This is a genomic window from Ancylobacter defluvii (genome assembly GCF_018390605.1).
GTDB classification, from domain to species: domain Bacteria; phylum Pseudomonadota; class Alphaproteobacteria; order Rhizobiales; family Xanthobacteraceae; genus Ancylobacter; species Ancylobacter defluvii.
Genome location: NZ_JAHBGD010000002.1, coordinates 105,860 through 130,488, shown reverse-complemented (window position 1 = coordinate 130,488; position 24,629 = coordinate 105,860). Strand labels below are relative to the sequence as shown.

The 24,629-nt window shown below is 67.0% G+C and carries 17 protein-coding genes; 8 read left to right on the top strand and 9 right to left on the bottom strand.

All coding sequences use genetic code 11. The features are described from left to right. Positions 1-53: 53 nt before the first annotated feature. A complete protein-coding gene (locus KHC24_RS25505; RefSeq protein WP_309299335.1) occupies positions 54-1,220 on the bottom strand; it encodes a tetratricopeptide repeat protein in 1,167 nt (388 codons plus the stop codon). A 180-nt stretch (positions 1,221-1,400) separates the two neighbouring features. Between KHC24_RS25505 and KHC24_RS25500 the strand changes: the two genes are divergently transcribed. The 4 genes from KHC24_RS25500 (at position 1,401) to KHC24_RS00555 (ending at position 5,773) form a co-directional block, all read left to right on the top strand. Further along, positions 1,401-1,805, top strand: a complete 405-nt coding sequence (locus KHC24_RS25500; RefSeq protein WP_309299334.1) for a hypothetical protein — start codon at positions 1,401-1,403, stop codon at positions 1,803-1,805. Positions 1,806-2,204: 399 nt separating this feature from the next. Next, a complete protein-coding gene (locus KHC24_RS00565; RefSeq protein ID WP_213358505.1) occupies positions 2,205-3,290 on the top strand; it encodes a PLP-dependent cysteine synthase family protein in 1,086 nt (361 codons plus the stop codon). A gap of 20 nt (positions 3,291-3,310) precedes the next feature. Beyond that, positions 3,311-4,792, top strand: a complete 1,482-nt coding sequence (locus KHC24_RS00560; RefSeq protein WP_213358504.1) for a pyridoxal phosphate-dependent decarboxylase family protein — start codon at positions 3,311-3,313, stop codon at positions 4,790-4,792. A gap of 204 nt (positions 4,793-4,996) precedes the next feature. Beyond that, on the top strand, positions 4,997-5,773 hold the full coding sequence (locus tag KHC24_RS00555; protein WP_213358503.1) for an SDR family NAD(P)-dependent oxidoreductase: 777 nt from the start codon (positions 4,997-4,999) through the stop codon (positions 5,771-5,773). 95 nt (positions 5,774-5,868) lie between these two features. Here KHC24_RS00555 and KHC24_RS00550 read toward each other — a convergent pair whose 3' ends face one another. From KHC24_RS00550 to KHC24_RS00535, 4 genes are all read right to left on the bottom strand, one after another. Next, entirely contained in the window at positions 5,869-7,503 is a 1,635-nt protein-coding gene (locus KHC24_RS00550) for an ABC transporter ATP-binding protein (protein ID WP_246545957.1), read from the bottom strand. A gap of 1 nt (position 7,504) precedes the next feature. Then, on the bottom strand, positions 7,505-8,623 hold the full coding sequence (locus tag KHC24_RS00545; RefSeq protein ID WP_213358501.1) for an ABC transporter permease: 1,119 nt from the start codon (positions 8,621-8,623) through the stop codon (positions 7,505-7,507). Further along, entirely contained in the window at positions 8,616-9,539 is a 924-nt protein-coding gene (locus KHC24_RS00540; protein WP_213358500.1) for an ABC transporter permease subunit, read from the bottom strand. The genes KHC24_RS00545 and KHC24_RS00540 overlap by 8 nt, the downstream gene beginning before the upstream one ends. Positions 9,540-9,606: 67 nt before the next feature. Then, positions 9,607-11,181, bottom strand: coding sequence for a peptide ABC transporter substrate-binding protein (locus tag KHC24_RS00535; RefSeq protein WP_213358499.1), 1,575 nt, complete (start codon positions 11,179-11,181; stop codon positions 9,607-9,609). A 295-nt stretch (positions 11,182-11,476) separates the two neighbouring features. Here KHC24_RS00535 and gloA2 point away from each other — a divergent pair, with 295 nt between their 5' ends. The 4 genes from gloA2 (at position 11,477) to KHC24_RS00515 (ending at position 16,203) form a co-directional block, all read left to right on the top strand. After that, on the top strand, positions 11,477-11,899 hold the full coding sequence (gloA2, locus tag KHC24_RS00530; protein WP_213358498.1) for an SMU1112c/YaeR family gloxylase I-like metalloprotein: 423 nt from the start codon (positions 11,477-11,479) through the stop codon (positions 11,897-11,899). Positions 11,900-11,989: 90 nt separating this feature from the next. Then, on the top strand, positions 11,990-13,378 hold the full coding sequence (chrA, locus tag KHC24_RS00525; RefSeq protein WP_213358497.1) for a chromate efflux transporter: 1,389 nt from the start codon (positions 11,990-11,992) through the stop codon (positions 13,376-13,378). A gap of 132 nt (positions 13,379-13,510) precedes the next feature. Next, complete coding sequence (locus tag KHC24_RS00520) at positions 13,511-14,977, top strand: DUF1800 domain-containing protein (RefSeq protein WP_213358496.1); 1,467 nt, start codon at positions 13,511-13,513, stop codon at positions 14,975-14,977. Positions 14,978-14,979: 2 nt separating this feature from the next. Next, positions 14,980-16,203, top strand: coding sequence for a DUF1501 domain-containing protein (locus KHC24_RS00515; RefSeq protein WP_213358495.1), 1,224 nt, complete (start codon positions 14,980-14,982; stop codon positions 16,201-16,203). Between the two features lie 45 nt (positions 16,204-16,248). On the opposite strand, the gene KHC24_RS00510 is transcribed toward KHC24_RS00515, so the two are convergent. The 4 genes from KHC24_RS00510 to KHC24_RS00495 all read right to left on the bottom strand — a co-directional run bounded on the left by KHC24_RS00510 (position 16,249) and on the right by KHC24_RS00495 (position 24,620). Further along, on the bottom strand, positions 16,249-17,565 hold the full coding sequence (locus KHC24_RS00510) for an HlyD family type I secretion periplasmic adaptor subunit (protein ID WP_213358494.1): 1,317 nt from the start codon (positions 17,563-17,565) through the stop codon (positions 16,249-16,251). Beyond that, a complete protein-coding gene (locus KHC24_RS00505; RefSeq protein WP_271180576.1) occupies positions 17,562-19,301 on the bottom strand; it encodes a type I secretion system permease/ATPase in 1,740 nt (579 codons plus the stop codon). The genes KHC24_RS00510 and KHC24_RS00505 overlap by 4 nt, the downstream gene beginning before the upstream one ends. A gap of 190 nt (positions 19,302-19,491) precedes the next feature. Then, positions 19,492-24,387, bottom strand: a complete 4,896-nt coding sequence (locus tag KHC24_RS00500; RefSeq protein ID WP_213358493.1) for a Calx-beta domain-containing protein — start codon at positions 24,385-24,387, stop codon at positions 19,492-19,494. Between the two features lie 65 nt (positions 24,388-24,452). Next, on the bottom strand, positions 24,453-24,620 hold the full coding sequence (locus KHC24_RS00495; protein ID WP_213358492.1) for a hypothetical protein: 168 nt from the start codon (positions 24,618-24,620) through the stop codon (positions 24,453-24,455). Positions 24,621-24,629: the final 9 nt, after the last annotated feature.

The following is a 24,629-nucleotide window of genomic DNA, read 5'->3' as shown; positions in this document are numbered from 1 at the left end:
GTCGGAGCTCGATGATGAGGACGGCGACGGCGCTCGCCGGGCATCGATCGGGTCTAGCCGGCCAGCCCGATCAGGGACGCGGCGCCCCGGTAGCGGGCCTTCTCGTCGGCGGCGAAGTGGAAGGTGTCGAGAAGGTCATCGCCCCGGTAATACGGGTTCTGGCGACGGATCCGCGCGACAAGGGCGCGGGCTTCTTCGATGCGGCCGGCAAGGGCGAGGCAATGCGCGGCGATCGCCAGTATATGCACATGGGCATTGGGGCGGGCCGCGGCCTTGACGGCCCATCCGGCGGCTTCCTGGAAGGCCCCGAGCCGGACGAGTGCCATGGCGCGAGTCCCCAGCATGCCGAACAGCAGCGGATCATAGGGACTGAGCAGGCGCGAATGATCGGATGAGGCGATCGCGAGCGCCGGATCGCCAGTCTGGCAGTGCACGAAAGCCAGGGCATAGTGGCCGAGGGCGAAGTTCGGGCTGAGATCGACGGACCGTTCCAGCTCGCGCACCGCCTCCTCATGCTCGCCCATCAGCCACAAGGCGCGTCCCATCGACCAATGGGCGGCCGGGTTCTGGTCGTCGACCAGCAGGCTGTGGCCCGCCGTTTCCAGCGCCTGCCGGGCTTCGATGCCCCGGTCGCCCCAGCGCTGAAAGGCGCTCTGCCAATGGGTGAAGGACAGCCCGGCATAGGCGCGTGAGAATGTGGGATCCTGCGCCATCGAACGCCGGAAGAAGGCCGCGGCGCGGGCATTCTCCTCCGCGGTGAAGCGGTACATGTGCCAGAGGCCGCGATGATAGGCCTCCCATGCGTCCAGCGAATCCGGTGGCTTCAGCAGTGCACGGTTGCGTTCGGCATTCTCGATCTCGGCGGCGATGGAGGAGACGATGCCGTTGCCGATCGCGTCGAGAAAATCCAGATGCTGGCCGACGCTGGCCTCCAGCCGTTCGGTCCATATGATCCAGGAGGTGGCGGCCTCGGCGATCTCCACCGCCACCAGCACAACGTCCTGCCGCCGCTCGATGAAGCCTGTCGCGACATAATCGACATTGAGGCGGCGACCGATCTCCTGCACGCTCAATTGCTCTTCCGCCAGGGCGAAGACGGAGCCGCGGGAGATGATGAAGAGGCTGCGCAGCCGGGCGAGACGGCTGATGACGTCGTGGGTGACGGCATTGCCGAGTTCGCTCGGTCCGCTGCTTCCCTCGCGCAGTTCGCGAAAAGGCATGACGGCGATGGAAGCCCGCCTTGGTCCGGTCGGTTGCGACTGAGGCGGTGGCGATGCAGCAGGGCCGTCGGTTCGCGGCAGGGCGGGCATGGCGAGCGTTCGCCTGATGCGGTCCCACGCCTCCCGCACCGGCGCGAAATCCACCCCCTCCCGGATGAAGGCTTTTTCGGTCCTCTCCAGATGCCGGGCGCAATCCTCGATCATGCCCCGGTGCAGCAGTTCGAGGAGGAAGCGCTCATGCCCGCGGGCATCGCACGGGGCCAGGTCGATCCAGTGGCGCGCGGCGGACAGCCCTTCTGCGGTACCGACCAGTGTTCGCCGGGCCACTTCCGCGAGCAAGTCGATATGGAGCGAGCGAAACTCGCTGCGCCGGCCGGCCAGCCAGTGTTCGAACTCGACATGATGGTCGAACGCGACGCCTTCGAGGAAGTCGCCGTCGCAGGAGGCGACCAGAGTCAGCAAGGCGGCGAGATCCAGCTGGTCGAGGCCGGCACGGGCAGAATCGAGGAGATGCGTGGTGTCGATTTCACAGCCGTCGAGATCCAGCCAGACGCGATCCGCCGCCGTCCGCACGCGGGGCCGTGAAGGATCGTCCAGCAGGGCACGGAGCTTGCTCAGGCACCACCGAAGCTCGCCCCGCGGGTCGTTCGGGACGTCCCAGAGCAGCGTGCAAAGCCTTTCCCGCGAGACCGGATGCGGGGCGAGGGAAAGATAGGCCAACAAGGCGCGAAGCTTTCGCGACGGTGGCAATTGCAGGGCCACGCCGTCGCGAAACAAGACAAGCGGCCCGACAAAGCGCAAGCTCCGTTGCGGGAGCGAGGACGACATGGCGTTCCGTGTCGATTCCATGGGCACTCCCACGTGGCCTCCCACGCCCGATGACCCGTGGCGAGACTACCACTTGCGCCTCAAATTGGCATCTGACAGCTCGTTCCGCAGAAGCGCATCACGCCCGGGAAGCGAGCCGACATCGGAGGGAAGGCAATGCTCGAGCGGACCGAAGCGCGGACAACCACTGGGCGGGGCAGGCTGTTCGACAGCGTGCTCGAAACGATCGGCGACACACCGGTCATCCGCATCAACAATCTCGGCGTCGATCATGCGACGATCTACGTCAAGGCGGAGTTCTTCAATCCGGCTTCCTCGGTCAAGGACCGGCTCGCCATCGCCATCATCGAGGATGCCGAACGCAGCGGGGCGCTGAAGCCGGGCCAGACGGTCGTCGAGGCGACCAGCGGCAATACCGGCATTGGGCTGGCGATGGTTTGCGCCCAGAAGGGCTATCCGCTGGTGGTGACCATGGCGGACAGCTTTTCGGTCGAGCGGCGCCGGCTGATGCGCATGCTCGGCGCCAAGGTGGTGCTCACCCCGCGCGCCCAGAAGGGTCTCGGCATGTACCGCAAGGCGGTCGAACTCGCCGAGAAGAATGGCTGGTTCCTCGCCCACCAGTTCGAGACGGCGGCCAATGCCGCGATCCACGAGACGACGACCGCGCGCGAGATCGTCAACGATTTCGCCGGCTCGCGGCTGGATTACTTCGTCACCGGCTACGGCACCGGCGGCACCGTGGTCGGCGTCTCGCGCGTGCTGCGGCGCGAGCGGCCCGAGACGAAGATCATCCTCAGCGAGCCGGCCAATGCGCAACTGCTGGGCTCGGGCCATGCGCAGCCGCGCGAGGGCGACGGTGCCCCGGCGGCAAGCCACCCCGCCTTCGAGCCGCACCCGATCCAGGGATGGACGCCGGACTTCATTCCCAAAGTGCTGCAGGAGGCCATCGACGAGCACTATTATGATCAGATCGTCCCCATCGCCGGACCCAAGGCGATGGAATGGACCAAGGCGCTGGCGCAGAAGGAAGGCATCTTCACCGGCATTTCCGGTGGCGCCACCTTCGGCGTGGCGCGGCAGATCGCCGAGGCCGCTCCGGCCGGCTCGGTGCTGCTGTGCATGCTGCCCGATACCGGCGAGCGCTATCTGTCGACCCCGCTCTACGAGTCGATCCCGGCGGAGATGGACGCCGCAGAGCTCGAGCTGTCGCTTTCGACGCCCGGATTTCAGCTTCCTGCCTGAACCTTGCGAGGACGACCGCCGTGGATACGCGTACCCCGCCGCAAAACCTCCCCGAGGAAACCCTCGACCCGCCGGACTGGTCGTCCGTCGCCACGCTGGCTCACCGGATCGTCGACGACGCCGTCGATCATGTCGCCCGCCTGCGCGAACGGCCGGTGTGGCAGCCGATGCCGGACGATGTCCGCGCCGCCTTCCAGACGGGGCTTCCGCAGGAGCCGACGCCCGTCGAAGCCGTCTATGGGCTGGTGCGGGATCGCGTGATGGCCTACCCGATGGGCAACATCCATCCGCGCTTCTGGTCCTGGTTCATGGGAGCGGGCAATTTTACCGGCGCGCTCGGAGATTTTCTGGCGGCAGTCCAGGGATCCAATCTCGGCGGCGGCAGCCATGCCGCCGCTCTGCTCGATCAACAGGTGGTCGACTGGCTTCGCGACATGGTCGGCTTCCCGGAGGGTGCGAGCGGCGCGCTGGTCAGCGGCGGCTCGGTCGCCAACCTGCTGGCACTGACGGTCGCACGCAACGCCATGGCGGGCGTCGACCTGCGCGAGGAGGGGCTCGCGGCGCTGGAGCGGCCGTTGCGGTTCTATGCCTCCGATCAGGTGCACTCCTGCCACCGCAAGGCCGTCGAGACCCTCGGTCTCGGCAACAAGGCCCTGCGCCGCATTCCGACCGATGACGAAGGCCGGATCGACATCGCCGCATTGCGCGAGGCGATCGCCGAAGACCGCGCGCACGGCCTCGCACCGGCCTGCATCATCGGTACCGCCGGCACGGTCAATTCCGGCGCGGTGGACGATCTCGACGCGCTGGCCGATCTCGCGGCCGAGCAAGGGCTCTGGTTCCATGTCGACGGCTGCATCGGGGCGCTGGTCGCCATCGCGCCGGAGAATGGCTGGCGGGTGAAAGGCATCGGCCGCGCACATTCCGTCGCGCTCGATCCGCACAAATGGCTGCATGCCCCTTTCGAGGTGGGATGCGTCGTGATCCGCAACCGGGCGATCCACCGGCAGACCTTCGCGGTCTCGCCGGAATATCTGCAGGCGACGCCGCGCGGCATCGCTTCGGGTACATGGCTGCACGAGTTCGGCCTGCAGACGAGCCGCGGCTTCGCGGCACTGAAGGTCTGGATGGCGCTGATGGAGCATGGGCGGGCGAAGTTCGGGGGGCTCATCGACCAGAACATCGGTCAGGCCCGATATCTCGCCTCCCTTATCGAGGACGAGGAGCAGTTGTCGTTGCAGATGCCGGTCGAGCTCAACATCGTGTGCTTCCGCTTCGATCCCGGCGGGTTGGACGAGGAACGGCTCAAGGCGGTGAATGTCGAGATCATGCTGCGGCTTCAGGAGACCGGCGTGGCTGCACTCTCCGACACGACGATCCACGGCCGGCATTGCCTGCGCGCCGCGATCTGCAATCACCGCACGCGCCGGGACGACCTCGATCTGCTCGTTGCCGAGGTCTTGCGGCTCGGCAGGCAACTGGCGGCGCCGCAACCCGCCTAGACAAGGCGGGTGCACTCGGCCGGCTTTCTTCGACAGGATTCTTGCGTCGCGGGAGACCTTTGCTGTCGCGAACGAGAGCGGGCGCATCACATTGCGGCGGGCGTGCCTTTTCGCCGTCGCCCGGAGCGGTATTCTCCGGTCCATCTCCGGCGAGCGGGCAGGCCCGAGCGGTCTCCTCGGCTCGCGCAAACAAGGACATGGATCGTGAAGATTGATCTTTCAGGCAAGAGCGCTCTTGTCACCGGCTCGACCGAGGGCATCGGTTTCGCCATCGCCAAGGGGTTGCACGATGCGGGCGCCGCTGTCGTCATCAACGGGCGTACCCAGGCCAAGGTCGACGCCGCCGTGGCGCGACTGGGCGGGTCGGCGCGCGGCAGGGCGGTCGACCTTGCGACGGCGGAAGGCGTGACGGCCCTCGTCGCCGCCGAACCGGCCTTCGATATCGTGGTCAACAATCTCGGCATCTTCCAGCCGGTTGATTTCTTCGAGGCTGACGACGAGGTGTGGGAACGCCACTGGCAGGTGAACGTGATGGCGTCCGTGCGGGTGGCGCGGGCCTATCTGCCGGGCATGGCGGAGAAGGGGTGGGGGCGCCTGCTGTTCCTCAGTTCGGAATCCGGCTTCAACATTCCGGTGGAGATGATCCATTACGGCGTCAGCAAGACCGCCGATATCGCCGTGGCGCGCGGACTGGCCAAGCGCATGGCCGGCACCGGCGTGACGGTCAATTCGATCCTCCCCGGCCCCACGCTGTCGGAAGGCGTGGCGGCGATGCTCAAGGAAGAGGTGGCCGCCGGCAAGACGCTGGAGCAGGCCGGCGCCGATTTCGTCAAGGCGCATCGGCCGGGTTCGCTCATCGGCCGCCCGGCCACTGTGGAGGAGGTGGCGAACATGGCGGTCTATATCGCCTCGCCGCTGGCCTCCGCCACCACCGGCGCCGCGCTGCGCGTCGATGGCGGCCTGGTCGACTTCATCGTGTGACAACCGGCTGTAGCGAGGAGGCCGGCGGCGGGATGTTTCCCGCCCGGCGTCTCCCTGCTCCTGAAGACCGGACGGGCAGGGGAGTTCCCTGCCCGTCAATTTCCGGCCGAGGCGGCGCCCTCCTGGGCGTCGGTCAGCCCGTAGGCGGCGGCGATCAGTTCGCGCGTATAGGCGGCGGCCGGCGCGCCATAGACCTCCTCGGTGGGGCCGGCCTCGACCAGCTGCCCGCGCCGCATCACCATGATCCAGTCCGAAAGCGCTCGCACCACCGACAGGTCGTGGCTGATGAACAGATAGGAGAGGCCGTATTCCCTCTGCAGCCGGCGCAGCAATTCGACGATGCCCTTCTGTACCGAGCGGTCCAGCGCCGAGGTGGGTTCGTCCAGCACCAGCACCCGCGGCTTCAGGACGATGGCGCGGGCGATGGCGATGCGCTGGCGCTGGCCGCCGGAGAATTCGTGCGGATAACGGTTGCGCAGCGATGGATCGAGGGTGACGTCCTCCAGCGCCGCGATCACCTGCTGTTCGCGGGTACGGGCGTCGAGCTGGGGCTCATGAACCCGCAGGCCCTCGCTGACGATCTCGCCGACCGTCATCCGTGGCGACAGCGAGCCGTAGGGGTCCTGGAACACGATCTGCACCTGCCGACGCAGTGCGCGCAGGCCAGCGGCGTCGAGGCCGCCAATTGGCTGGCCGAACAGGCGAATATCGCCCTCGCTGTGGATCAGCCGGATCAGCGCCCGGCCCAGCGTCGACTTGCCGGAGCCGGACTCGCCGACGATACCGATGGTCTGTCCCTGTTTCAGCGTCACGCTGACCTTGTCGACGGCGCGAATCTCCAGAGGCGGCCCGGCCAGCAGCCCGCCGCCGATCTGGAAGGTCACGTCGATGGCGCGCGCCTCCAGCACGATGGGGGCGTCGTCGGGCGGCGGTGCCTTAGTGCCCGTCGGTTCGGCGGCCAGCAGCATGCGGGTATAGTCGTGCTCCGGTCGCGTGAGCACGCGCAACGCCGGGCCTTCCTCAACCACCTGGCCGTACCGCATCACCGCCACCCGGTCGGCGAAGTGGCGGGCGAGGCCGAGATCGTGGGTGATGAACACGATGCCCATGTGGAAACGTTGCTGCAGCGAGCGAAGCAATTCGAGGATCTGCGCCTGCACGGTGACGTCGAGCGCGGTGGTCGGCTCGTCGGCGATCAGCACGTCCGGCTCGGCGGCCAGTGCCATGGCGATCATCACCCGCTGGCGCTGGCCGCCGGAGAGCTCGTGCGGATAGGCCCGGAGCCGCCGTTCCGGGTCGGGAATGCCGACCAGGGTGAGCAGTTCCACCGCCCGCTGCCGTGCCGCCTTCGCACCGAGGCGCTTGTGGCGCATCAGCGGTTCGGCGAGCTGGTTGCCGATAGTGTAGAGCGGGTCCAGCGAGGTCATCGGCTCCTGGAAGATCATGGCGATCTTGGCGCCGCGGATCTCGTCGAGCGCCCGCGCCGGCAGGCCGAGGATCTCGCGGCCGCGATAGCGCACGCTTCCCGTGGCCCGGCCGTTCTTGGCGAGCAGGCCCATGGCCGCCATCATGGCCTGGCTCTTGCCGGAACCGGATTCGCCGACGACGGCGAGGGTCTCGCCGGGGGCCACCGTGAGATTGATGCCGCGCACGGCATGGACCTCGCCATCCGCCGTGTCGAAACGCACGTCGAGATTGGCGAGTTCGAGCAGGGGTGTCGTCTCGCCCATGTCAGCGGTCCTTCGGGTCGAGCGCATCGCGCAGGCCGTCGCCGAGGAAGTTCAGTGCGAACAGCGTCGAGGTCAGGAAGATCGACGGGAAGATCAGCAGCCAGGTGGCGGAGGGAATGTTCTTCGCCCCCTGCGCGATCAGCACGCCCCAGCTGGTGAGCGGCTCCTGCACGCCGAGGCCGAGATAGGAGAGGAAGCTCTCCAGGAGGATCACCTGCGGCACCAGCAGCGTCATGTAGACCGCCACCGGGCCGAGCGTGTTCGGCACCACGTGCCGCCACAATATGCCGAGCGGGGAAACGCCGAGGGCGAGGGCGGCCTGCACATATTCCTGCCGGCGGATCGACAGCGCCTGCCCGCGCACGATGCGGGCCATGTCGAGCCATTGCACCGCGCCGACGGCGATGAACATCAGCACGAAGTTGCGGCCGAAGAACACCACCAGCATGATGACGAGGAAGATGAAGGGCAGCGAATAGAGCACGTCGACGATGCGCATCATGATGTCGTCGATGCGCCCGCCGAGATAGCCGGCGGTGGCGCCGTAAATCACCCCGATGACCACGGCGGTGAGCCCGGCGAGCAGGCCGATCGCCAGCGACACCCGACCGGCGATGAGGGTGCGGGTAAGCAGGTCGCGGCCGGTATTGTCGGTGCCGAACAGGAAGTAGTGCTTGGCCACCGCGGTGCTGAGCGTCAGGGTCAGCCCGTCGGGCGAGGTGGTCTCCACCTTTGGGTCGGCGAAGCTCGACGAACGGTCGAAATAGCGCACCACCCGCGGATCGATCGGCCGAGAGGAGCGGATGGTCAGGCTGATGCGATCATCCTGATCGTTCCACGCGACGAGGTCGACCCGCATGCGGCGGATCAGTTCGTCCAGCATGCCGGAGATCTGGTCCGGCTTGGGATAGGCCGTCAGGCTTGGCGGCACCCGAACATAGTCCGTGTAGATGGTGGTGTAGTGATGGCCCGTCAGCAGCGGGCCGACGAGGCAGGCAACGCCCATCAGCAGGAGATAGACCACGCTCACCACGGCAGCGCGGTTGGCGGTGAGGCGCCGCCAGGCGTCGATCCACAGCGACCGTCCCTTGACGGGCCGGGAGAGGACAAGCTCAGTCATAACGCACCCGCGGATCGACCAGCGCGTAAAGCAGATCGACGATCAGATTGAACATGATGACGAAGACCGCGATCACCACCACGGTGCCCATCACCAGCGTGTAGTCGCGATTGAGCGCGGCATCGACGAAGTAACGGCCGACGCCGGGAATCGCGAACACCGTCTCCACCACCACCGAGCCGGTGAGCAGCGCCGCCGCGGCCGGGCCGGCATAGGAGATGATCGGGAGCAGGGCGCCCCGCAAAGCGTGCTTCACCACCACCGACCAGCTACCGAGCCCGAGCGCGCGGGCGGTGCGGATGTGGTTGGCGCGCAAGGCTTCGATCATCGCCCCGCGCATGAGGCGGGCGACGATGGCGATCTGCGGCAAAGCCAGCGTCAGCGCCGGGCCGATCTTGTTGACGAGCGCCCCGCCGCCCCAGCCGGCCACCGGCACCCAGGCGAGGGTAAGCGCGAAGACGAGCTGGTAGAGCGGGGCGATGACGAAGGTCGGAATGGTGGAGCCGGCGGTGGCGAGCGCGACCACGGCGTAATCGACGCCGCGGTTCTGCCGCAGGGCGGCGACGATGCCCAGTATCGAGCCGAGGATCAGCGCCAGCACCAGGGCGGAGGCGCCGAGCTGTACCGAGACCGGCAGGCCGACGCGGAATAGGTCCGCCACGGTGAAATCCGGCAGATTGTAGCTGGGGCCGAAATCGCCGTGCAGGAGATTGCCGAGATAGGAGAGGTATTGCCGCCACAGCGGCGCATCGAGCTGGTAGACGCGCTCGAGATTGGCCCTCACCTCCGGGCTCAGCCCGCGCTCCTGGCTGAACGGCCCGCCCGGGGCGACGCGCAGCAGGAAGAACGAGAGGGTGACGATGAGGAACAGCGTCGGGATGGCGGTCAGGAGCCGCCGCAGGACATAGCGTAGCACTTGAATCGTCCCCGTAGCCGGGAGGTGGAGCCGGCGGCGCGCGGAGCGCCGCCGCCGGCGGGCCGGCTCACTTGCTGATGAAGCGCGAGGGATGGACGGCCATCACATTCGGCTCCCATCCCTTGAGCTTGGGCGAGACGATCTCGTGATAGCTGTAATAAAGCAGCGGCATGTTGCCGAGCTCGTCGACGAGCACCTTCTCGGCCTCGGCGAGCTTCTTCATGCGGGCCGCCGGATCGGCGCCGGCCGCTGCTGCCTCGTCCATTAACGTCTCGAAGCCGGCATTGTCGAAGTTCGAGTAATTGTTGCCGCTCGCCTTGCGGGAGATGCCGAGGAAAGATTCGGGATCCTTGTAGTCGGCGATCCAACCACCGCGGGCATAGTCGTAATCGCCCTTCTGCTCCAGATGGCCGTAATGGGTCTTGGTATCGGTGTTGATCAGCGATACTTCGATGCCGAACGGCTTGAGCTGTTCCTGGATCGCCACCGCGGTGTTCTTGTGATTTTCCGAGGTGTTGTAGCGGATCTCCAGCTTCAGCGGCTTGCCGGGGCCGTAGCCGAGATCGGTAAGGATCTTCTTGGCCTCGTCCTCGCGGTCGAACTGGGACGTTTTGGCGTAGTCTGCCTCGGCCGGCGTATAGCCGTCGATGCCCGGGGGCACCATGGAATAGGCCGGCAGCATCGAGTTCTGCCACACCTTCTCGGCCAGGAAGTCGCGGTCGATGATCAGCGAGATCGCGCGGCGCAGCTTCGGGTTGTTCCACGGCGCCTTGTCGGTCTTGATGGCGTAGTAATAGGTGCCGAGATAGGGGCCGAGCTTCACCTGATCGCCGAATTTCTTCTTGAGATCGGCGAGCTGCTCGGTGGGCAGGTCGTCATTGGAATCCAGCTCGCCGGCCTCGTAGCGCTTGATGGCGGTGGAGCGATCCTCGGTCGGGATGTAGTTCACCACGTCGAGCTTCACCTCACCGGCGGCATGAAACTTCGGGTTCTTCACCAGCTTGATGTGGTCGTTGGGAATGAATTCGGTGAGCGTGAAGGCGCCGTTCGAGACCAGATTGCCGGGCTTGATCCAATCGGCGCCGAATTTTTCGATCGACGCCTTGTTCACCGGATAGGCGGCCTGATGGGTCAGCATTTCCAGGAAATAGGGGGTGGGCGACTTGAGCGTCACCTCGAATGTCTTGGCATCGACGGCACGTATGCCGAGTTCCTCCGGCTTCGCCTTGCCGGTGTTCACCTCCTCGCCATTCTTGATGACGTAGAGCATGGAGGCGTATTCGGCGCCGGTGGCGGGATCCTCGAGCCGGCGGAACGAATAGACGAAATCCTCCGCCGTAACCGGGTCGCCATTCGACCAGACCGCATCCGGCCGCAGCTTGAAAGTGTAGGTCTTGCCGTCGGGTGAAACCGTCCAGCTCTCCGCCACGCCGGGAATAAGGTCGGAGGTGGCATTCTGCATCACCAGCCCCTCGAAGACGTCGCGCAGGATATGCGCCTCGTAGACGGTCGAGGTCTTGTGCGGATCGAGTGATTCCGGATCGGCGGAGTTGCCGCGGTTGTAGATGCTCTCGGCGGCGGCCGGCAGAGCGGCGGTACCGAGCAGGAGCGTGGCGATGAGAAGAGATCGGAAGCGGCTCATGTGAACATTCCTTTCACGCGAGATTGGCGTCGCACATGCACAGTTCTAGTGCACGGCGACGATTTGTGCGAAGTCATCCGTTGCCAATTCGCACGGAGCGGTTTCACCGATGCACGCATCGGTGGATAATCCGGCCCATGACCGCTGGCGACGCCTGCGATTCAGCTGGCGAGTCCGGTCGGTGAGAAATGATCTTCTCTCCGGGAGAGTGGGCGGGAAAGCCCCCTTCCACAGACAGTCCGTTACAGTTGTAAGCTTGCTGTCCCGAGCATCCGACTCCGGATAAGGTCGCCTCATGCGGGGCATTCACCACATCGCGATCATCTGTTCGGACTATCAACGTTCCCGGCGCTTCTATTGCGAAACGCTGGGATTTCCGGTGCTGCACGAGGTGTTTCGCGCGGAGCGGTCCTCGTGGAAATGCGACCTCGACGCCGGCAATGCGCGGCTGGAGCTGTTCTCGTTTCCGGCGCCCGCGCCGCGTCCGAGCCGCCCGGAAGCCTGCGGACTGCGCCACCTCGCCTTCGCCACGGCCGACCTCGACGAGGAGATTGCGCGCCTCTCCCGACTCGGCATCGATGTCGAGCCGGTGCGAACCGATCCCTATACGGGCAGGCGGTTCACCTTCTTCGCCGATCCGGACGGGCTGCCGCTCGAACTCTATGAGGACAGGCCGGAAGCGAGCGGGGAGGCGCGGGAAATTGGCTCGGCCGGCTGACTTCCGGCTGTCGCGTTTCCATGGTTTTGATCCCGGCTATTTGCCACCCGGCGGAAGCCGCGTCCCTGATTCCAGTCGGATCCGATCGCCATGACCGTGCTCCCCGCCCGTGTCCCCCTCCCGACCGCCCCGACCCTGGCCGAAGCCTTCCGGGTGTGGGCGAAGATCGGTCTGCTCGGCTTTGGCGGCCCGGCGGGGCAGATCGCGCTCATGCACAAGGAGCTGGTGGAGGACCGCCGCTGGATCGGGGAACAGCGTTTCCTGCACGCGCTCAACTACTGCATGCTTCTGCCCGGCCCCGAAGCGCAGCAGCTTGCCACCTATATCGGCTGGCTGTTGCACCGCACCGCGGGCGGACTGATCGCCGGACTGCTGTTCGTGCTACCCGGCGCCCTGATCATGCTGGGTCTGAGTGCCCTCTATGCCCTGTATCGTCACGTGCCGCTGGTCGATGCGCTATTCTTCGGCGTGAAGGCGGCGGTGCTCGCCATCGTGGTGCAGGCGGTGGTGCGGATCGGGCGACGCGCGCTCCGGAACCGGCTGATGATCGGCATCGCCGTCGCAGCCTTCCTGGCCATCTATCTGCTCCGCCTGCCTTTTCCGCTTATCATCGCATTGGCCGGGCTCACAGGCTGGATCGGCAATCGCTACGCGCCGTCGCTGTTCGTCCCGGCCGGGCAGGGCGCGAAAGGGGATGTGCCGGAAGCGCCCGGCGTAGTCGATGCGATGTTCGAGCGTGGTGAGCTCGCCCATGCCGCTCCTTCGTGGGGCCGGGCGTTGCGGGTGGCGGCGATATGGCTACCGCTATGGCTGGGGCCGGTGCTGCTGCTATGGGCGATGACCGGATCTTCCAGCGTGTGGACCCAGATCGGGGCGTTCTTCAGCGTCATGGCGGTGGTGACCTTCGGCGGCGCCTATGCGGTGCTCGCCTATGTGGCGCAGGCAGCGGTGGACAGCTTCGGCTGGATGGCGCCGGGCGATATGGTCGATGGCCTCGGTCTCGCCGAGACCACGCCCGGCCCGTTGATCCTGGTGGTGCAGTTCGTCGGCTTCCTGGCGGCGTTCCGCAATCCGGGGCCGCTCGACCCGCTGCTGGCCGGCGCCCTCGGCGCATTGCTGACCCTATGGGTGACCTTCGCGCCCTGCTTCTTCTGGATATTCCTCGGTGCCCCCTTCGTAGAATCGCTGCGCGGCAACCGCGCGCTGTCGGCCTCGCTGTCGGCGATCACCGCGGCGGTGGTCGGCGTCATCCTGAACCTCGCTTTGTGGTTCTCGCTGCATGTGCTGTTCCGGCAGGTGGAGAGCGTGGAGATTCTCGGCCTGCGGCCGGATCTGCCGGTTCTGGGCTCGGTGGATTGGCGTGCCGCACTGCTGGCGGCTGCCGCCATGGTGGCTATGCTGTGGTTCCGGCTCGGCATGTTCACGACGCTCGCCGGCTGCGCTTTCGCCGGCATCGTGTTGCGGCTGCTGCTTTCGTAGCCGAAGGTCGCCAAATCGCCCCAAATGGCTTTCACCGTCTCGTTCGGGGGAGAGACGCCGCGCGTCGGCTTGCCGTGACGCCTGTTTGCGCGGCGCGGCAGAGGCGATGCGCTTGCATGCAGGGCCGTTCGCATGTCCGACGACCTCGCCGCGCTCACCGCCCTTCGCCGTTTCGGGCTCGGTCCTCGTCCCGGCGACCTCGCCCATATCCGGTCCGACCCGCGCGGGGCGCTCGTCGAAGATCTGGCACGGCCCGCCACCGCCCGGTTGGACATTCCCGAGCTGCCGACCAGCCAGCAGGCGCTTGCCCGCAACGCCGCCTATCAGCGCGCAGTAACCCGCGCCCGCCAGCAGCGGCAGACGGGGCCGGAGGCCGCCGGGCCGATGGCGGTGGCGTTGCCTGCGGATGCGCGGCCAGGGCAGGGCATGGAGCGATCGACCGGCTCGGCGATGGACGCGGCGGCCCCGTCGATGGCCGGCGGCGGCGCCGGCCGGTCGTCGGACACTCCGGTCTACGAGCAGGAGGTGGCGGCACGGCTCGTCCGCATGCACGATGCGCCGGTGGGCTTCACCGAACGTCTTGTCCTGTTCTGGGCCAATCACTTCGCCATCGCGCTCAAGGATGCGCCGATGCGCATCACCGCCGGTGCCTTCGAACGCGAGGCCATCCGCCCGCATGTGCTCGGTCGCTTCGCCGACATGCTGAAGGCGGTGGAGCAGCACCCGGCGATGCTGTTCTACCTCGACAACAACCAGTCCATCGGCCCGACCTCCAACACGGCGCTGAAGAACAAGCGCGGCCTCAACGAGAATCTGGCGCGCGAGATGCTGGAGCTGCACACGCTCGGCGTCAATGGCGGCTATACGCAGGCCGATGTCACGTCGCTGGCCCGTATCCTCACCGGCTGGACGGTGGCGTCGGCGGATGAGGACGCCTTCCATGGCGGGAGCTTCACCTTTGCACCGATCCGCCACGAGCCCGGCGACCAGACGCTGCTCGGCCGCGTCTATCCGGAAGGCGGCGTCGAGCAGGGGGAGGCGGCGCTGCTGGCGCTGGCGGCGCATCCAGCCACCGCCCGCCATATCGCCGGCAAGTTCGCCACGTATTTCGTCGCCGACGATCCGCCGCCAGCTCTGGTCGCCCGGCTGGCGGCGAGCTTCCGCACCAGCGGCGGCGACCTGAAGCAACTCGCCCGGGCGCTGGTGGAATCTCCCGAGGCATGGGACGCAACTGCCGGCAAGCTGCGCTCGCCGCAGGAGTTCCTGTTTGCCGCGCTGCGGCTGACCGGCAAGCCGGACCAGGTGAAGATGGCGCTGGGCCAGCTCATCGCCATGGGGCAGCCGATGTGGAATCCCGGCAGTCCGAAGGGTTTCACCGACCGCAGCGACGAATGGCTGTCGCCGACCGGCATCAAGACGCGCCTCGATGTCGCCGACCAGATCGGCCGGGCCGCCGGCGCCACCGATCCGCTGGCGCTCGCCGAAGCCGCCTTCGGCGCCACGATTTCGGACGAGACGTTGCGGGCGGTGCGTCGTGCCGAGAGCCGGCCGCAGGCTATCGCGCTGCTGCTGATGTCGCCCGAATTCCAGAGGAGATAGCCATGGACCTCTGCGAGACCTCGCTCTCCCGTCGCGCGTTGCTGGGCACCTCCGGCGCCCTGTTCGCCTGGGCCTTCATGCCGCGCATAGCCCGTGCGGCGGGTGGGCGGGATGCGCGTTTCGTCTGCATCGTGCTGCGTGGCGCGCTGGACGGGCTCGCCGCCGTGGCGCCGGTGGGCGATCCTGCCTATGCCGGTCTGCATGGCGACCTCGCGCTTTCGCTCGATGGCGAGATCCCGGCGCTGCCGCTCGACGGCTTTTTCGCGCTCCATCCTTCGATGCCGAACTTTGCCCGGCTCTACAAGGCAGGGCAGGCCAGCGTCGTGCACGCGGCGGCAACCGGCTATCGCGAGCGCTCGCATTTCGACGGCCAGGACGTGTTGGAAAGCGGCCAGCCGGCGCCGGGGAAGATCGAGACCGGCTGGCTGAACCGCTTCCTTGCCGGCCTGCCAGCCGGCGATCGCATCGCCCCGGCCGGGGCGCTCGGCGTCGGGCCGGTGGCGCCGCTGGTGGTGCGCGGGCCGGCGCCGGTGCTTGGCTGGAGCCCGGCGGTATTGCCCCCGGCCGGCGACGACCTCGCCGACCGTCTCGCCGCGCTCTATGCCGAGCGGGACCCCGCTTTGCATCGGATGTTGATCGAGGGTTTGAAGACCGAGGATCTCATCGCCATGAACGGGCCGGCGATCCGGCGCCAGGGCGGCCTGTCGGACCCGAAGGGCATGAGCCGGACCGCGCTCGGCGCCGCTCGCCTGCTGGCGCAGGAGGACGGTCCGCGCATTGCCGGCCTCGCCTTCGAAGGCTGGGACACCCACGCCAATGAGGGGGGTGTGAAAGGGCAACTCGCCAACCGCCTGCGCGGGCTCGACGACGCCATCGGCGTTTTCGCCGAGACGCTGGGGCCGACATGGAAGGATACCGCGCTGATGGTGGTGACGGAATTCGGCCGCACCGCCCGAATCAACGGCACGCGGGGGACCGACCACGGCACCGGCACCGTGGTGCTGCTGGCGGGCGGCGCCATTCGCGGCGGCCGGGTGATCGCCGACTGGCCGGGCCTGTCCGACGCGGCGCTGCTGGACGGGCGTGACCTTCGTCCGACCACCGATGTGCGCAGCGTAGCCAAGGGCATTCTCGCCGACCTGTTCGGCGCTCCGGCCGGCTATCTCGCGCGCGACGTGTTCCCCGACACTGCCGGGCTGGCACCGCTCAAGGACCTGGTGGCCTGAGGCTCGGCGCCGGGCCGCTTTCCGGCCATTGCTGTCGGCGCAGGATCATCTTTCGCGGAACGCTTTGGCGACCTGATCGAGCAGCGGCTTGACGACATATTCGAGCGGCGTGCGGTCGACAGTTCTCACGAAGACATCGGCCTGCATGCCGGCGGCGACCCGCTGCGGGGCGATGCGCGCGAGTTCGTCGGCCGGAAGCCTGACGCGGATCGTATAGAACGGTGCGCCGGTGCGCTCGTCCCTGCTGGTGTCGGCTGCGATGCGCGAAACGGTGCCCGCCAGTTCGGGAGTGGTGCGCTGGTTGAAGGCATGGATCTTCACATGCGCACTTTGGCCCGGGGCGATCTGGTCGATATCGGGAGGGTTCACGCGGGCCTCGATCTCCAGCGTGTCCTCGACGGGGACGATCAGCATCGCGGGTTCGGCCGGCGTGAGCACGCCGCCGACGGTATGGACCACAAGCTGATGCACATAGCCGGAAGCCGGTGCGCGGATTTCCACGCGGCGCAGCTCTTCCTCGGCCGCGATGCGGCGTTCCATGAGCTCGGCCGCCTTGCTCTCCGCCTCCTGCAACTGCTTCATCACCTCTTCGCGCACCGCGTCGTCGATCTGGATCATCTGCAGTTCGGTCTCGGCGATCTTGCCTTCTGCCTGCGCTATCGCCGCCTGAAGCTGGCCCTTCTGGCCGTCGAGCTCGGCGGCTTCACGCTCCAGCACGGATTTGCGGCTGATCGAGATCAGCTTCTGCCGATAGAGGTCCCGCACACCGCTCAATTCCTCCCGTATCAGCTCGGCCTGTTGACCGTTGGCGATCTGCTGGGCGCGCAGGCCGGTGATCTCGTCTCGCAGCTGGCCGACGCGCCGGGTGAGCTGAGCCTTCTGTCCGCTGCGCGCGGCTCGCCTTGCGTCGAACAGGCGCTGTTCCGCGGCGATCAGTTCGGCAATGTTCGCCTGCCCGGTATGGTCGGCCAGTTCGGCCGCGATGGAAATGACCTGCTGGTCATCGCGCTCCGCCCTCAGGCGCCCACGCCGCGCCGCCAGCTCGTCGAGTTGCTTGGTGACGACCTGGAGATTGGCATGAGTGACCGTGTCGTCGAGACGGATGACGACGGCGCCGCTTTCGACCTTGTCGCCCTCGCGGACATTGAGCTGCCCGACGATGCCGCCGGTGGGATGCTGGACTTTCTTGACGCTGCCGGTGACGACGAACTGGCCGGAAGCGACCACGGCACCGGACAGGGTCGTGGTGATGGCCCACACGCCGACGGTGCCGGCAAAGAGCAGGACCGCTCCCCCGCCTGTCACGGCGAGACGTTTGAGCGAGCGGCAGACATCGTGTTCCACGCGGAGTTCGGCCGTCATGATGCCACCGCCGGGCGTCGGATGCTCGGCAGGCCACCCTGCTTGGCCATTCTCTGAAGGATCTGGTCCTTTGGCCCGATCGCTTGAAGGCGCCCGTCCGCCATCATGGCGATCTGTTCGACCCCGGCGATCGCCGCCTGCCGGTGAGTGACCACCACCACGATGCCGCCCCGCGCACGGATGCCGGTAATGGCGGTGGTCAACGCCTCGTCGCCATCGGTGTCGAGATTGGAGTTCGGTTCGTCGAGCACGACCAGAAACGGATCGCGATAGAGTGCCCGTGCCAGCCCGATGCGCTGGCGCTGGCCGGCGGAAAGCATGGCGCCATTCTCGCCGATGCGGGTGTGGTAGCCCTTTTCCAACCGAAGGATCAATTCATGCGCCCCTGCCGCCAACGCCGCCGCGACGAGGGCCTCGTCGGTTGCGTCGGGGGCAAAACGGGCGATGTTCTCGGCGACGGTGCCGTCGAGCAATTCGACGTCCTGCGGCAGATAGCCGATATGGCGGCCCAGCTCGGCGGGGTCCCAATGGTCGAGGGCGGCGCCGTCGATACGCACCTCCCCCTTGAGCGGCTGCCAGACGCCGACCAGCGCGCGCGCCAGCGTCGACTTGCCGGATGCGCTGGGGCCGATGATGCCGAGGCCCTGCCCGGATTCCAGCCGAAGCGCGACCCCTTGCAGGATCGGCGCCTGGCGTCCGGGCGCCGCGACGACGACATTCTCCACAGTCACCTGGCGGCACGGCGCCGGCAGGGTTGTGCGCTCGCGTCGCGCGAAGGCGGGCATGTCCAGAATCTGCCGTAGCCGTGCGACGCCCTGCCGGGCGCCGACGAAGCCCTTCCAGTTGGCGACGGCGATCTCGATCGGCGCCAAGGCGCGTGAGGTCATGATCGAGGCGGCGATCATGGCACCGCCGGAAATCTCGCCCCGTATGGCGAGATAGGCGCCGAGCCCGAGCACCGCCGATTGCAATGCCATGCGCAGGATCTTCGCCACCGCGCCGGCAGAACCGGTGAGATCGGCGCCGGCGAGCCAGTCGCGCACGTGGTGCCGATTGGCGTCTTGCCATTTGTCCCGGAAGGACGCGGCCATGCCCATGGCGGCGAGCGCCTCGGCATTGCGCCAGCTGGCTTCCACCACCGCATCACGGCTGAGGCGGCTTGACAGCTGCGCCTTCGTGGCGGCGCGACTGCCGAACTCGGTCAGCGCGGTCAGCAGGAGGATGAGCGCCCCGCCCGACAGCGCCAGCCAGCCCAGCCAGGGATGCAGCAAAAAGCAGCCGGCAAAGAACAGCGGCATCCACGGCATGTCGAACAGTGCCGTCGGCCCCAGCGACGAGAGAAAGCCGCGTATCTGATCGAGGTCACGGATGGGCTGGAGCGATTGATCGGACCGCCAACCGAGCAGGGGAAGCCGCTGCACCGCATCGAAGGCGGCAGGCGACACCTGCTCGTCGAAGCGGGCGCCGATGCGCGCCAGCATCCTGACGCGGATCGCATCCAGAACCCCCTGAAGCGCGTAGGCGGCCAGAAGCAGCAGAGAGAGCCCGATCAGGGTCTCGACGCTGCGCGAGCTCAGCACCCGGTCGTAGACCTGCAACATGTACAGTGAGCCCGACAGCATCAGCACGTTGATGACGGCGGAGAACATTCCGACCACCGCGAAGGCACCGCGGCAGGTCGACAAAGCCCGTCCGACGATGGAGGCCGAGGAGGGGGTGGCGGATCGGTGCGTCACGGGAGACCTTACGGCTGCGAGCCGGCAGCGGAAAGCGGGACGCGGCTCGCGCCGGTCGCGGAGGCGGGCGGGGCAGGGCGGAGGCGGGCGGGGCAGGGCGGATGCGGGGGCGTTACGGCCGTCGGCATCTGGCGACCATCGAGCGGGCAATGTGACCGATCGATGGGAATTGAAGCGGTTCGGGCAGGCTCTAGATCAGAAGGTCGAACTGCGATGCGGTGAACACGCCGTGGCCGGCGATCTCGAAGGTAATGTCGTCCTTCCCGCCGACTGCGCTGCTCTCGCCGATGCCGCCGATGATGTAGCCATCCTCTGTGCGAGCAATGATCTCGGCGTTGCTCACCTCGGTGATCTCGAAGGGCGTGCCGATCTCGACCGTCCAGCCCTTGGCGGCGTCGCCGTCGTTGTGGATCGTCACTTCAACATTGAAGCCGTCCTCGGAGGTCGTGACATCCGACAGCATCGGGGTCAGCACGTCGTCGAATAACAGGCCGGCCCCGCTCTCCAGCGAGGCCTCGTCGTCAGCCGGTTCGGCGAGCGCCACCATCCGCGCCAGCGGCTCAGAGCCGCCCACCGGTTCGCCATTTACGACGAAATCCGACGCCGTCGTGCTGGCGCCGCCCGGCGAGGCCTGGAAGCCGAACGACACTTGGCCATCCGCCGCCACCTTGCCGTTCCAGCTCGCATTGCGGATGACATAATGATCGCCGACATGGCTGACGATCTCGGCGTTCCAGATGTTGGTGATGTCGAATGGCGCCTCGAATTCCACCACCCAGCCGTTCAAGGCGTCGTCGGCGTTCAGGGTCATCGCGCCGGTGAAGCCGGATGTCCAGTCGTCGGTCACGGTGTAGACGAGTTCATCGCCGCCGCCGGAGGGCGGAGGCACGGCGGCATCGTCATTGACGAGGGTGCCGATCGCCTGAGCATCGCCGAGGGTCGCCCCGACCGCGTTTGTGAGCACGACGGTGAGGCGCTCGTCGGTTTCCACCGCGTTTTCGCCGATGATCGGCACATGGATGGTCGCGGTGGTCTGCCCGGCGGCGATGGTGAGGGACCCTGTAGTCGGCGTGTAGTCCTGCCCGGCGACCGCGGTGCCGTCCACCGTGCGATAGCCGACCGTTACCGTCTCGGTGGCCGGCGCTGACAGCGTCACGGTAAAGGCGAGCTGTCCGCTCTGTCCGGCATGGCCTTCCTCCACCCGCGCATCGGCGATGCTGAGGCTGGGCATGATCGGCACCGCCTTGTCGTCGTCGACGATGGTCGCGACGCCCTCCGCGACACCGATCACCGCGCCGTCGGCATCGGTGAGCATCAGGGTGAATTGCTCGTCCGGCTCGCCCTGCGTTTCGGGAGTGACGGGAACGCGAATGAGCTTCGAGGTTTCGCCCGGCTGGAAGGTAAGCGTGCCGCTGACCGCTGTGAAATCGCTGGCGTCGGCGGAGCCGGCCATGGTGTGGAAGCCCACCGTGACGGCTTCGGTGGAAGCCTCCGAGAGGGCCACCATGAACACCGCGTAGGTTGCGTCGGTGGAGACGCCATCGTCGAAATCGAACTGGATCGGCTCGAGATAGGCGAGCTTGTCGGTGTGAACCGTGCGCCAGTCATCCTTGAGGATGCCGCCGGTATCGGTGGAGTTGGGATTCCACGACCAGTAGGTCCAGCTCATCCCCTCTTCGTCCGCCGGGATGTCGAGGGCGCCGTCATTGTCGAAGTCGCCGGACATGTAGGAAGTGAGCGCCTCCAGCCAGGGCGCGTCCTTCGGGTCCTGCAGCCGGGTGCCGAACTCGCCGATGTAGACCGGCGCGATGCCCTCCCGGTAGATGTAGCCCCACATCTCGTCGAACTTCGCCGGCAGATCCGCGGCGAAGTCCGAGCCCTGGAACCAGGGCTGCGCATATACCGAATTGCCGTAGTCATGCGGCGAGTAGACGAGCTTGTTCGGCACGTCGAGCTCGATGGGGCGGTCGCGCACACCCATGAGGTTGCCGCCCCACCAGTAATTCTCGCCCTGATAGGAACCGACGCCTTCGACGAAGATCAGCCAGTTGTCATTCACCGCGCCGATGGCATTGCCGGCGCGCTCGGCTGCCGCCGCCCAATCATTGGCGCCGCCGCCGCCCCAGGTGCCGGCATGCGGCTCATTGTGCAGATCGGCGCCGATGACGGTGGGGTCGTCGGCATAGCGCTCGGCCAGCATCTGCCAATCGGCGATCCACTGAGATTCCGGATGGGCGCTGTCGTACCACAGGCCATTCTCCGACGCGCCGGCGCCGAAGCCGGAGCGATGATGGTCGAGGATCACCTTCAGGCCGATATCGCCGGCATATTCGACCACCTTGTCCATGATCTGCAGCGGCGTCAGGCCCTGGAATTCCGGATTCTGGCCGTAGTCGATGCCGGCGGCGCTGCTGGCGTGCAGCGTGTCGGTGGAGAAGGGCAGGCGGACGGTGTTGAAGCCCAGATCCTTCATCTGGTCCATCATGTCCTGATAGCCGCGCGTCCACACGCCATGCGGCGAGGCATTGGTGGATTCGAAGCCGAACCAGTTCACGCCGGCGATCTTCACCGGATTGCCGGCGGAATCGACGATCTGGTTGCCGGAGGTGGAGAACCAGCCATCTGCGGCCGAGCCGGTTCCCGGATCGCCTTCGGTCACCGACACATTGGACACCGACACGACCGGCTTCGGCACCGGCGCCGCCACGTCGTCGTTGCGGATGGTGCCGGTGGCCCGCGCGTCGGCGATGGTGGCGCCGGTCGCATCGGAGAGGGTGAGCGCCAGGGTCTCGTTGGCCTCGACAAGCGTGTCACCATTGACCATCACATGGATTGTCTTGGTGAATTCGCCCGGCGCAAAGGTGAGGCTGCCGGAGAGCGGGGAATAGTCGCTGCCGGCCGTCGCGCTGGCGTTGGCCGTGGCGTAGCGGACGGTCACTGCCGAGGTCGAGGCTTCCGACAAGCTGACGGTAAAGGTGAGATGCGCCATGCCGCTGTCGCCCTCGCTCACCTGCGTATCGGCGACGGCAAGCATGGGTAGTTCCGGCTCCGGTTTTGGCTCGCCGGTGGAAACGCCGTTGACGATGAAGCCAGTGGCCGCCGTGCTGGCGCCGCCGGGCGCGGCCTGGAAGCCGAATGTCACAGCGCCATCCGCCGCGACCTTGCCGTTCCAGGAAGCGTTGCGGACCACATAGTGATCGCCGACATGGCTGACGATCTCGGCGTTCCAGATGTTGCCGATGGCGAATGGCGCGTCGAATTCGACCGTCCAGCCGTTGAGCGTGTCCTCCGGCATCAAGGTCATCGCGCCGGTGAAGCCGGATGTCCAGTCGTCGGTCACCGTGAAAATCACCTCGTCGCCGCTGCCGGAGGGAGGAGGCGTGACGGCGTCGTCATTGGTGATGAACCCCTGCCCGATGCCATCGACGATCGTACCGCCATTGGCATGGCCGAGCAGGAGATAGAAGCGCTCGTCGGCTTCGACCGTCCGGTTGCCGATCAGTGGCACGTGGACATGGGCCACGGTCTGTCCCGGCGCGAAGGTCACCGTGCCGGACATCGCCTCATAGTCGCTGCCGGCTTTCGCGGCATCGTCGCGCGTCAAATAGCGTACGCTGACCGGCGTATCGGACGCGAAGGAAAGCGTGATGGGGAACATCATGTGCGGTTCGCCATCGTCCCCCTCTGCGACCGTGACGTCGCCCACGCGGATCAGTGGCCGGCCGGCCGGCGTGGCGTCGTCATTACGGATGGTGCCGGCCGCGCTGCCGTCGCCGAGCGCGGCGCCGGCCGGCGAGGAGAGCACAAGCTGGAATGTTTCATCGCTTTCGAACGTCGTGTCGCCATTGATGGCGACATGCACCATCTTCGAGGTCTCGCCGGGCTGGAAGGTGAGGGTGCCGAGCGCCGCCTGGTAGTCCGAGCCCGCCTGTGCGGTGCCGTTCAGCGTCGCATAGTCCACCGTCACCACGCCGGCCGCCGCCGCCGACAGGCTCACCGTGAACATCAGCATGCCTGCGCCAGACTGGCCTTCGGTGACCTGTGCATCGGCGACCGACAAGACGGGGATCGCCGCCTGTGGCGCATCGTTGCGCGCCTCGTCGATGAGCGCGAGCCAGGTCTGGTAGGTCGCGTCCTCGACGGCAACGATGTTGTTGTAATCGAGCTCCGCCAACGCCACGCCATCCAGCGTATAGCTCTGGTTCTGCCCGACGATGGCGATCACCACCGAGCCGCCGGCCTCGGCAACGGTGAATCCGTTCGGGCGAAAATAGTTGAAGTCGAGCCGGTCGGTGGCCGGGTCGAAGTCCAGCACGACGTGGCTGCTGTGGTCCCAGTCGATCAGAAAGGTGGTGCCGGCCTCCCCCGAGGGCGGATCGCCGGGACCGGCTTCGGTCGGCCACGCATTGGTGCCAGCGGTGGGAATGTCGGCACGGCTGCGGATCTGCGACTCCGGGATCGCGGTGAAGCCGAGCTGCAACCACAGGCAGTCTTCTTTCGCCTGCGCGTTGTGGAACACGAAATTGTCGATCGACAGCTCCGCCACCTTAGCGTTGAGCAGGATCAGCGCCTGGCCGGTGGTGTAGTTGCCGATGACCACGCCTTCGGCGCTGTCGACCATGAAGATCTGTTCGCGCGTGCCGTAGATGGTGTCGGTTTGCGGATCGAAGGCGACACGGTCGATCTGGCCGATTTCGTGCGAACGGGCATAGACGGTGTGCGGCGCGGCTTGGATGCCGTGCTCCCAGGCCAGGGCGCCGCTCAGATCCTGGCGGAGATGGTCGTTTTCCACCGGCACGAAGCTGTCCACCGTGAGCTGGCCCAGCGAGATCCCGGCGATCAGCACCTCCCGGCCGCTCCACGGATCCCGGAACGCCACCCCTTCCGGCGTGTCGACCACGATGAAGGCATGGACCGAGTTGGCGCCAAGGTCGAGCTTGTCGCGGGTCGGATCGAAGTCCTGGATGATGCGCTGCGTCCCGCTCGTGGGCAGGTCGGCGGAGAGGATGCGTCCCGCTGCGGCGATGCCGGGTGCGGCGGCGTGCGTGACAAGCCGTTCCGTCTCGGATGGGGAAATGCCTGCCATGCCCTTCTCTCCGTGCCCGCTGCCTATTGCGCTGGGGAAAGGGATGGCATGAGGCCACGACAAGGTCAGCGGTCGGCGTGCGGCCACTCGACGAGCACGGCAGAAAAATCGATGATCGTGGCATAGTGCGGGCTTGCCCGCTGCCGACGACCCTTTCCATCATGCTTCGCGGCTCCCGGTTCGAGGAAGTGATGCGCCATCTTGCCGTTCGTCATCCCTGCGACGCGGAGCATGTCCGGCCG

Excerpts from the sequence above, each read along its gene's own strand:
- KHC24_RS25505 (WP_309299335.1), bottom strand. The coding sequence starts at position 1,220 with ATGCCTTTTCGCGAACTGCGCGAGGGAAGCAGCGGACCGAGCGAACTC.
- KHC24_RS25500 (WP_309299334.1), top strand. The coding sequence starts at position 1,401 with ATGCCGGGCGCAATCCTCGATCATGCCCCGGTGCAGCAGTTCGAGGAG.
- KHC24_RS00565 (WP_213358505.1), top strand. The coding sequence starts at position 2,205 with ATGCTCGAGCGGACCGAAGCGCGGACAACCACTGGGCGGGGCAGGCTG.
- KHC24_RS00550 (WP_246545957.1), bottom strand. The coding sequence starts at position 7,503 with ATGGGCGAGACGACACCCCTGCTCGAACTCGCCAATCTCGACGTGCGT.
- KHC24_RS00545 (WP_213358501.1), bottom strand. The coding sequence starts at position 8,623 with ATGACTGAGCTTGTCCTCTCCCGGCCCGTCAAGGGACGGTCGCTGTGG.
- KHC24_RS00535 (WP_213358499.1), bottom strand. The coding sequence starts at position 11,181 with ATGAGCCGCTTCCGATCTCTTCTCATCGCCACGCTCCTGCTCGGTACC.
- gloA2 (WP_213358498.1), top strand. The coding sequence starts at position 11,477 with ATGCGGGGCATTCACCACATCGCGATCATCTGTTCGGACTATCAACGT.
- chrA (WP_213358497.1), top strand. The coding sequence starts at position 11,990 with ATGACCGTGCTCCCCGCCCGTGTCCCCCTCCCGACCGCCCCGACCCTG.
- KHC24_RS00520 (WP_213358496.1), top strand. The coding sequence starts at position 13,511 with ATGTCCGACGACCTCGCCGCGCTCACCGCCCTTCGCCGTTTCGGGCTC.
- KHC24_RS00515 (WP_213358495.1), top strand. The coding sequence starts at position 14,980 with ATGGACCTCTGCGAGACCTCGCTCTCCCGTCGCGCGTTGCTGGGCACC.
- KHC24_RS00510 (WP_213358494.1), bottom strand. The coding sequence starts at position 17,565 with ATGACGGCCGAACTCCGCGTGGAACACGATGTCTGCCGCTCGCTCAAA.
- KHC24_RS00500 (WP_213358493.1), bottom strand. The coding sequence starts at position 24,387 with ATGGCAGGCATTTCCCCATCCGAGACGGAACGGCTTGTCACGCACGCC.
- KHC24_RS00495 (WP_213358492.1), bottom strand. The coding sequence starts at position 24,620 with ATGCTCCGCGTCGCAGGGATGACGAACGGCAAGATGGCGCATCACTTC.